Here is an 8,212-nt window from a genome sequence, read left to right on the forward strand (position 1 = left end):
CATCGCCAGAAGCGGAAGACCCGGTCCGGTACTTATCGATATAACCAAAAATGCTCAAATCCAAAAATTTGATTTTGCCGGTTATATCCCATGCAATCACATCAGAAGCTACAGACCAAAACCAATAATCCGCACGGAATATGTTCAGAACGCAGCTGACCTGATAAATTCAGCCAAAAAACCATTTATTCTTTGGGGCCAGGGCGTTATCCTTGGCGAAGCTGAAAAAGAGTTTAAAACATTTGTTGAAAAGAGCGGAATTCCTGCAGCGTGGACCATATTGGGAGCAGGCGCAATTCCTACCAACCATCCGCAAAATGTTGGAATGCTTGGTATGCATGGTAATTACGGGCCAAATGTACTTACAAATGAATGTGATGTCTTAATCGCTATTGGGATGAGGTTTGATGACCGCGTTACCGGACGCCTGGATAAATATGCGAAACAAGCGAAAATAATACATCTCGATATCGACCCTTCAGAGATCGATAAAAATGTGCTGACCACTGTGCCGGTGTGGGGCGATTGTAAGGAAACTTTACCTGCATTGACAGAACTTGTCCATGCAAAAACCCATCCTGCCTGGCTTGCTAAATTTAGGGAGTATACCAAAAAGGAAGTGGAGGCAGTCATAAATGATGAGCTTCATCCCACTTCCGGCGAGTTAACTATGGGCGAAGTTATTCATCAGCTGAATCAACTTACAAATGGAGATGCAGTTATTGTAACAGATGTTGGGCAGCACCAAATGGTAGCATGCCGCTATGCAAAATTAAATCATACACGCAGCAATGTTACGAGCGGCGGACTTGGAACCATGGGCTTTGCTTTGCCGGCAGCAATCGGCGCTAAATACGGCGCACCAAACCGCACTGTAGTGGCAGTTATTGGTGATGGTGGTTTCCAAATGACCTTACAGGAACTGGGAACAATTATGCAAAGCGGCGTTGACGTAAAAATTATGATTCTTAACAATCGATTCTTAGGAATGGTGCGGCAGTGGCAGGAGCTCTTTAATGATCATCGCTATTCTTTTGTTGATATCGCAAGCCCTGATTTTGTAGCACTCGCTGCAGCTTATGGCATCGCAGGTAGAAACGTTTCAGAACGCGAAAACTTGAATGAGTCTCTTGAGGAAATGATTAACCATAAAGGATCATTTTTACTGGAGGTAATGGTCACAAAAGAGAATAATGTATTTCCTATGGTACCACAGGGCTGTAGTGTTGCAGAGATCAGGTTGAAATAGGATACCACATTAAAAGAGATTATATGAGCACTCAGAAAGATATCGAAACAAACCCGGCTAAGCAGGAATATAACATTACTGTTTATACTGAAAATCAAATCGGTCTCCTTAACAGGATCGCAATTATTTTCACAAGAAGGAAAATAAATATCGATAGCCTTAATACCTCTCCTTCCGAGATTGAGAGTATTCATCGTTTCAATATAGTAGTGAACGAAACGGAAGACGTTGTTAGAAAACTGTCTCGGCAGATTGAGAAACAGGTCGAAGTTCTAAAAGTATACTTCAACACAAACGAAGATGTGATCTGGCAGGAGCTGGCTTTGTACAAAGTACCAACAGATATTATTGCAGAAAAGGCCAGTGTTGAACGGTTACTTCGGGAGAATGGGGCACGTGCCGTTGTTATCCGCAAAGATTACACGGTTTTTGAAACTACAGGGCACAGAGAGGAAACTGACGCTCTTATTAAGATACTCCAGCCATTCGGTTTAATTGAATTCGTGAGAAGCGCGCGAGTAGCGATCATCAAACACAGTGATGGCTTCAATTCAAAGTTGCGTGAATTTGAGAGATTGGAACCGGGCGAGGAAGTGTCGGAAAACGAATACCTCAATGATGGGCAGAAGATCTTTACCATGTAAACTAAGCAATCAACAAGAAAACATAAAAGAAACACAAAGTAAAAATAAAGAATATGGCAACAATCAATTTCGGTGGAGTTAATGAAGAAGTAGTAACCCGCGAAGAATTTCCCTTAGACAAAGCTCGCGAAGTTTTAAAAGATGAAACTGTAGCAATTATTGGTTATGGCGTTCAGGGGCCTGGACAAGCACTAAATCTGCGTGATAACGGTATCAAAGTGATCATTGGCCAGCGCAAAGATTCAAAAACCTGGGATAAAGCTGTTGCAGACGGTTGGATACCGGGCGAAACTCTTTTCGAAATTGAAGAAGCCGCTGAGAAAGGAACTATTATCCAGTATCTCTTATCAGATGCAGGTCAAATTGCACTTTGGCCTACTGTCAAGAAGTACCTGACTCCCGGGAAAGCATTGTATTTTTCTCATGGATTTGGTATCACATACAAAGATCAAACGGGTATCATTCCACCAGCTGATGTCGATGTAATTCTTGTTGCACCAAAGGGTTCAGGAACTTCGCTTCGTCGTTTATTCCTGGCAGGAAAAGGTCTAAACTCTTCATTTGCAGTTCATCAGGATGCAACCGGCAAAGGTCGAACACGGGCTATTGCCTTAGGTATCGGCGTGGGTTCAGGTTATCTTTTTGAAACTGATTTCCGTAAAGAAGTATTTTCTGATCTTACAGGTGAGCGCGGCACTTTAATGGGTGCTATCGCAGGAATCTTCGAAGCACAATACAATACACTTCGTACCAACGGCCACTCTCCTTCTGAAGCATTTAATGAAACGGTCGAAGAGCTTACTCAGAGTTTAATGCCATTGGTAGCTGAAAACGGTATGGACTGGATGTATGCGAATTGTTCTACGACTGCCCAACGTGGTGCATTGGATTGGAAAGGAAAATTTCGCGATGCAACCCAGCCTGTTTTCGACGAGTTGTATAAAAGCGTTGCCTCCGGTAAAGAAGCCGAGCGTACCATTAAACTTAACAGCGAACCGGATTACCGTGTAAAACTGGAAGCAGAACTTAAGATTGTTCGCGATAGCGAAATATGGCAGGCAGGGCAGGCGGTAAGGAGCTTGAGGCCTGAAAATCAACCGGGGAAATAAGTTCTAGGCACAACTAAAAAAACATGTTACACGACCCAAATCGAATTTACATTTTTGACACCACTCTTCGTGATGGAGAGCAGGTTCCAGGATGCCAGTTATCAACGGTAGAAAAGATTGAGATTGGAAAAGCCCTCGAAAAACTGGGTGTAGATGTTATTGAAGCTGGGTTTCCAATCTCCAGCCCTGGTGATTTTCAAAGTGTAGTGGAGCTTTCGAAAGCAATTAGAGAACCCATAATCTGTGCTTTAACACGCGCGAATAAAGGTGACATCGATTGTGCTGCTGAGGCATTGAAGTTCGCAAAATTTCCACGCATCCACACAGGCATCGGGTCTTCCGACATGCACATCAAATACAAATTTAACAGTACCAGAGAAGCAGTTCTTGAACGCGCCGTTGAAGCAGTGAAATATGCAAAAAGCTTCGTTGAGGATATTGAATTTTATGCTGAAGATGCTGGCCGGGCTGATAATGAATACTTAGCACGGATGATCGAAGCTGTGATAGCTGCCGGGGCTACAGTGGTAAACATCCCCGACACTAATGGATACTGCCTGCCCGAACAATACGGCTCAAAGATCCTGTACCTTAAAGAAAACGTTAAAAATATAGATCAGGCAGTTATTTCTGTCCACTGCCACAATGATTTAGGGCTTGCAACAGCAAATAGCATTGCCGGGATTGAAAATGGCGCGCGACAGGTAGAGTGTACTATTAACGGTATTGGTGAACGGGCCGGTAATACTTCTCTCGAAGAAGTCGTCATGATTCTTAAAACACATGGTTCTCTAAACTTCCATCATAAGGTCAACAGTAAACACCTGTATGAACTGAGCGGAATGGTAAGTAGAATGATGCGCATGCCAGTGCAGCCAAATAAAGCAATAGTGGGAAGAAACGCGTTTGCACACAGCTCAGGCATTCACCAGGATGGTGTATTAAAGCATCGCGAAACTTATGAGATAATGAATCCTGAGGATGTGGGTATTGATCAGTCTGAGATCATACTGACAGCACGCAGCGGCCGTCATGCTCTGAAACATCATTTGGAGCGTTTAGGATATACTGTTGACCGCATAGATCTTGATCTGGTTTATGAACGTTTTCTAATCCTGGCTGATGGCAAAAAAGAAATTAAGGATGATGATATCCTGTTTCTTATGGGAATTGAGACGGAGCAGAATTATAAAAACGGGTTGGCAATTAATTCCCTGCAAGTTACAACCGGCGATCAATCTTCACCTGAAGCAACCATTGATTTAAAGTATAATGGTAAAGACCATCGTGCAACCTCAATAGGCAATGGTCCTGTGGATGCTACAATTAAAGCGATTGAAAAGATTATCGGGCGTAATTTCAACATTAAAGAATTCAACATCCATGCAATTCATAGTGGAAGTGACGATGTGAGCAAGGTGGATATGCGTGTTACTGATGGAGGAAAATCATATAAGGGCTATGGTTTCAGTACCGATATTGTAAGGGCTTCGGCAAATGCGTATCTGGACGCACTGAATAAATTCGTTTAATAGAGCAAAGAACAAACCTGCCTGCCGGTAGGCAGGGAACAAAAATTAAAGACTAAAGACTTGGCGAGGGCCACTTATAACGCCTGCCTGCGGTAGGCAGGTAGAACTTATAACTTATAACTTAAAAAATGAGCAAGACATTATTTGACAAAGTGTGGGACACTCACGTAGTTCGAAAGATAGATGGTGGTCCGGATGTGTTATTTATTGATCGCCACCTTATCCATGAGGTTACAAGTCCGGTAGCATTTTTAGGGTTAAAAAGCAGAGGCATCAGAGTTCTATACCCAGAGAGGACATTCGCAACAGCGGATCATAATACTCCTACCTGGAACCAGCACCTGCCCGTTGCAGATCCGCTTTCAGCAAATCAGTTAAAGGCCCTTGAATCTAATTCTAACGAATATGGAATCAGTCACTGGGGATTAGGTCATCAGAAAAATGGAATTGTACACGTTGTCGGACCTGAGTACGGGATCACCCAGCCGGGAGCCACTATCGTGTGCGGAGATTCGCATACTTCAACACATGGAGCTTTCGGTGCTATCGCCTTCGGGATTGGTACCTCCGAGGTTGAGATGGTTCTTGCAACCCAGTGTATCATGCAGCCCAAGCCGCAGAAAATGAGGATCAATATCAATGGCAAGCTTGGCAAAGGAGTAACTCCCAAAGATGTTGCCCTTTTCATCATCTCGCAGCTTTCAACATCCGGCGCGACCGGATACTTTGTAGAATATGCTGGTAATGTTTTTGAAAACATGAGCATGGAAGGCCGCATGACTGTTTGCAATTTGAGCATAGAAATGGGTGCGCGTGGTGGAATGATTGCGCCGGATGAAACCACTATTAATTATGTGAAAGGACGCGAATTCAGCCCTAAAGGCGAAGCTTGGGAAAAAGCCCTGGCGTATTACAAAACTTTAAAAACCGACGCTGATGCCCTATTTGACATAGAATACTCTTACGATGGGTCTGCGATTGAACCGATGATCACCTATGGTACAAATCCCGGTATGGGGATGGGCATTTCGCATACTATACCTAATGCAGACGATGTGGAAGGCGGCATCGCTACTTATGAAAAATCACTGAATTATATGGGCTTCAGTGAGGGAGACACCATGATCGGTAAAAAAGTTGATTACGTGTTTGTAGGAAGCTGTACTAACGGACGAATTGAAGATTTTAGGGCATTTGCATCCATTGTTAAAGGCAAGAAAAAAGCTGACCATGTAACTGCCTGGCTTGTCCCGGGTTCACACATCGTAGAAGCTCAAATCAAAGAAGAAGGCTTACTCGACATATTCAATGAATCAGGTTTCATTTTGCGCCAGCCGGGCTGTTCTGCATGCCTGGCTATGAATGACGACAAGATACCGGCCGGAAAATATGCAGTGAGCACTTCAAACAGAAACTTCGAAGGGAGGCAGGGCCCGGGTTCACGAACAATGCTTGCCAGTCCGCTGGTAGCAGCCGCGGCTGCCGTTACCGGTGTGGTAACAGACCCACGAGACCTTATGGAAGAATTAGTTTAATCAGGCGGCTTATTTCGCAAAAAAATATTAAAATGGCATACGATAAATTCACAGTATTAAGAAGCACAGCAGTTCCTTTGGCGATAGAGAACGTGGATACTGACCAGCTTATACCTGCACGTTTTTTAAAGGCAACAGAACGTGTTGGGTTTGGCGACAACCTTTTCCGCGACTGGAGATACAACCCCGACAATACTCCCAAACCAGATTTTGTGCTAAATAACCCGCTTTACAATGGAAGGTTTCTAGTTGGAGGTAAAAACTTCGGTTCAGGCTCATCAAGAGAACATGCTGCCTGGGCTGTGTATGATTATGGATTCCGTTGTGTAGTGTCCAGTTTTTTTGCTGATATCTTCAAGAATAACTGTCTGAATATTGGAGTGCTCCCGGTTCAGGTTAGCCCTGAATTTGCAGACAATATTTTCCGCGCAATTGAAGCCGATCCTGGAACAGAAATAGAAGTAAACCTTCAGGATCAATGTATTACGCTGCTAGCAACCGGAGAAAAGGAACAATTTGATATTAGTCCGTACAAGAAATATAATATGCTTAACGGTTTTGATGATATAGACTATCTCCAGAACATTAAAGGCGAGATTGAGGAATTTGCAGAAAACCTTCCTTTATAAACCATCAGAATTAACACGATAAATGTGAGAAGGAAAATAGAAATAATGGACACTACACTGCGGGACGGGGAACAAACATCCGGAGTGTCATTTTCCATTACAGAAAAGCTGACGATAACTCAGCTCTTACTGGAAGAACTTAATGTCGACCGGGTAGAGGTTGCCTCCGCGCGCGTATCGGATGGTGAGCTTACTTCGGTAAAAGCTATTATGGACTGGGCAAAAACCCACAATTATACTGAACGTATTGAGGTTCTTGCTTTTGTAGATAACGGTATTTCTATAGACTGGATGAACAAAGCGGGGGTAAAAGTCCAGAATCTTTTAACCAAAGGCTCATTAAATCATCTTACTCACCAGTTAAAAAAAACGCCGGAAAAGCATTTTTCTGAGATCGCAGCAATTATTCAGTCAGCATTGTCGCACGGTATATCAACCAACGTGTATCTGGAAGACTGGAGCAATGGCATGCGAAATTCGCCGGATTACGTCTATCAATATCTGGATTTTCTATCCAGTCAGCCAATTAAAAGAGTACTATTACCAGATACCCTCGGTATATTGATTCCCTCAGAAACCTTCTCCTTTATTTCAGCCATAAAAGCGAGATATCCGGACATGCATGTCGACTTCCATGCGCACAATGATTATAACCTTGCAACTGCCAATACTCTGGAAGCCGTGCGGGCCGGAGCGAACGGTGTGCATGTAACCGTAAACGGAATGGGCGAGCGCGCAGGAAATGCTTCAATGTCCAGTGCCGTGGCCGCGATAAACGATTTTATGCCAGAGATAGAGATTGGAGTAAAAGAATCATTTATATACACTATTAGCAAGCTGGTCGAAACATTCTCCGGTGTCCGTATCCCTGCCAATAAACCTATTGTAGGGGAAAATGTTTTTACCCAAACCGCAGGAATACATGCAGATGGTGATAGCAAAAACAACCTTTATTTTAATGACCTTTTGCCGGAAAGGTTCGGGAGAAGACGTACTTATGCCCTCGGTAAAACCTCAGGCAAAGCCAACATTGAAAAAAACCTTCAGGAACTGGGCCTTAAACTCAGTGAGAAAGATCTTAAAAAAGTAACCCAAAGGGTAATTGAACTTGGCGATCAAAAAGAAACGGTAACACGTGAAGATCTGCCTTACATCATTTCAGATGTATTGAACAGTAATCCATGTTGCGACAAGGTTACTATTGAATCGTATGTACTTACTCATTCAAAAGGATTACGTCCTTCAGCTACAATCTCCGTGAAAATAGATGGAGAAATATTTGAGGAAAATGCACAGGGAGATGGCCAGTTTGATGCCTTTATGAAAGCATTAACGAAAGTATACACTAAAAAAGACCGGTGCCTGCCTAAACTGGTCGATTATGCCGTTCGTATAGCCCCGGGAAGCAATTCGGACGCTTTATGCGAAACTATCATTACCTGGGAGACACCTACCAAGAAATTTACCACCCGCGGTCTGGATTCAGACCAGACGGTTTGTGCGATTAAATCGAC

General features: G+C 43.4%; 7 protein-coding genes. All 7 read left to right on the forward strand.

The features are described 5' to 3' along the window. Positions 1–1,249, forward strand: a 1,249-nt coding sequence (locus ACLL8Z_RS10435; RefSeq protein ID WP_411274724.1) for a thiamine pyrophosphate-binding protein, incomplete at its 5' end; no start/stop codon positions are given. A 23-nt stretch (positions 1,250–1,272) separates the two neighbouring features. Beyond that, a complete protein-coding gene (gene ilvN / locus ACLL8Z_RS10440) occupies positions 1,273–1,893 on the forward strand; it encodes an acetolactate synthase small subunit (protein WP_411274725.1) in 621 nt (206 codons plus the stop codon). A gap of 53 nt (positions 1,894–1,946) precedes the next feature. Next, positions 1,947–3,002, forward strand: coding sequence for a ketol-acid reductoisomerase (ilvC, locus tag ACLL8Z_RS10445; RefSeq protein WP_411274726.1), 1,056 nt, complete (start codon positions 1,947–1,949; stop codon positions 3,000–3,002). Between the two features lie 23 nt (positions 3,003–3,025). Further along, the gene (locus tag ACLL8Z_RS10450; protein ID WP_411274727.1) at positions 3,026–4,534 is read left to right on the forward strand and encodes a 2-isopropylmalate synthase; all 1,509 of its coding nucleotides are present in this window, start codon (positions 3,026–3,028) and stop codon (positions 4,532–4,534) included. A gap of 128 nt (positions 4,535–4,662) precedes the next feature. Further along, a complete protein-coding gene (gene leuC, locus ACLL8Z_RS10455) occupies positions 4,663–6,069 on the forward strand; it encodes a 3-isopropylmalate dehydratase large subunit (protein WP_411274728.1) in 1,407 nt (468 codons plus the stop codon). A 32-nt stretch (positions 6,070–6,101) separates the two neighbouring features. Continuing rightward, complete coding sequence (gene leuD / locus ACLL8Z_RS10460; protein WP_411274729.1) at positions 6,102–6,698, forward strand: 3-isopropylmalate dehydratase small subunit; 597 nt, start codon at positions 6,102–6,104, stop codon at positions 6,696–6,698. A gap of 45 nt (positions 6,699–6,743) precedes the next feature. Next, a partial coding sequence (locus ACLL8Z_RS10465) for an alpha-isopropylmalate synthase regulatory domain-containing protein (protein ID WP_411274730.1) occupies positions 6,744–8,212 on the forward strand: 1,469 nt, incomplete at its 3' end.

It is taken from the genome of Daejeonella sp. (assembly GCF_046590655.1).
In the GTDB taxonomy this organism is placed as follows: Bacteria; Bacteroidota; Bacteroidia; order Sphingobacteriales; family Sphingobacteriaceae; genus Daejeonella.

What these genes read in the sequence shown, in the direction of transcription:
- ilvN (WP_411274725.1), top strand. Translation starts at nt 1,273, where the DNA reads ATGAGCACTCAGAAAGATATCGAAACAAACCCGGCTAAGCAGGAATAT.
- ilvC (WP_411274726.1), top strand. Translation starts at nt 1,947, where the DNA reads ATGGCAACAATCAATTTCGGTGGAGTTAATGAAGAAGTAGTAACCCGC.
- ACLL8Z_RS10450 (WP_411274727.1), top strand. Translation starts at nt 3,026, where the DNA reads ATGTTACACGACCCAAATCGAATTTACATTTTTGACACCACTCTTCGT.
- leuC (WP_411274728.1), top strand. Translation starts at nt 4,663, where the DNA reads ATGAGCAAGACATTATTTGACAAAGTGTGGGACACTCACGTAGTTCGA.
- leuD (WP_411274729.1), top strand. Translation starts at nt 6,102, where the DNA reads ATGGCATACGATAAATTCACAGTATTAAGAAGCACAGCAGTTCCTTTG.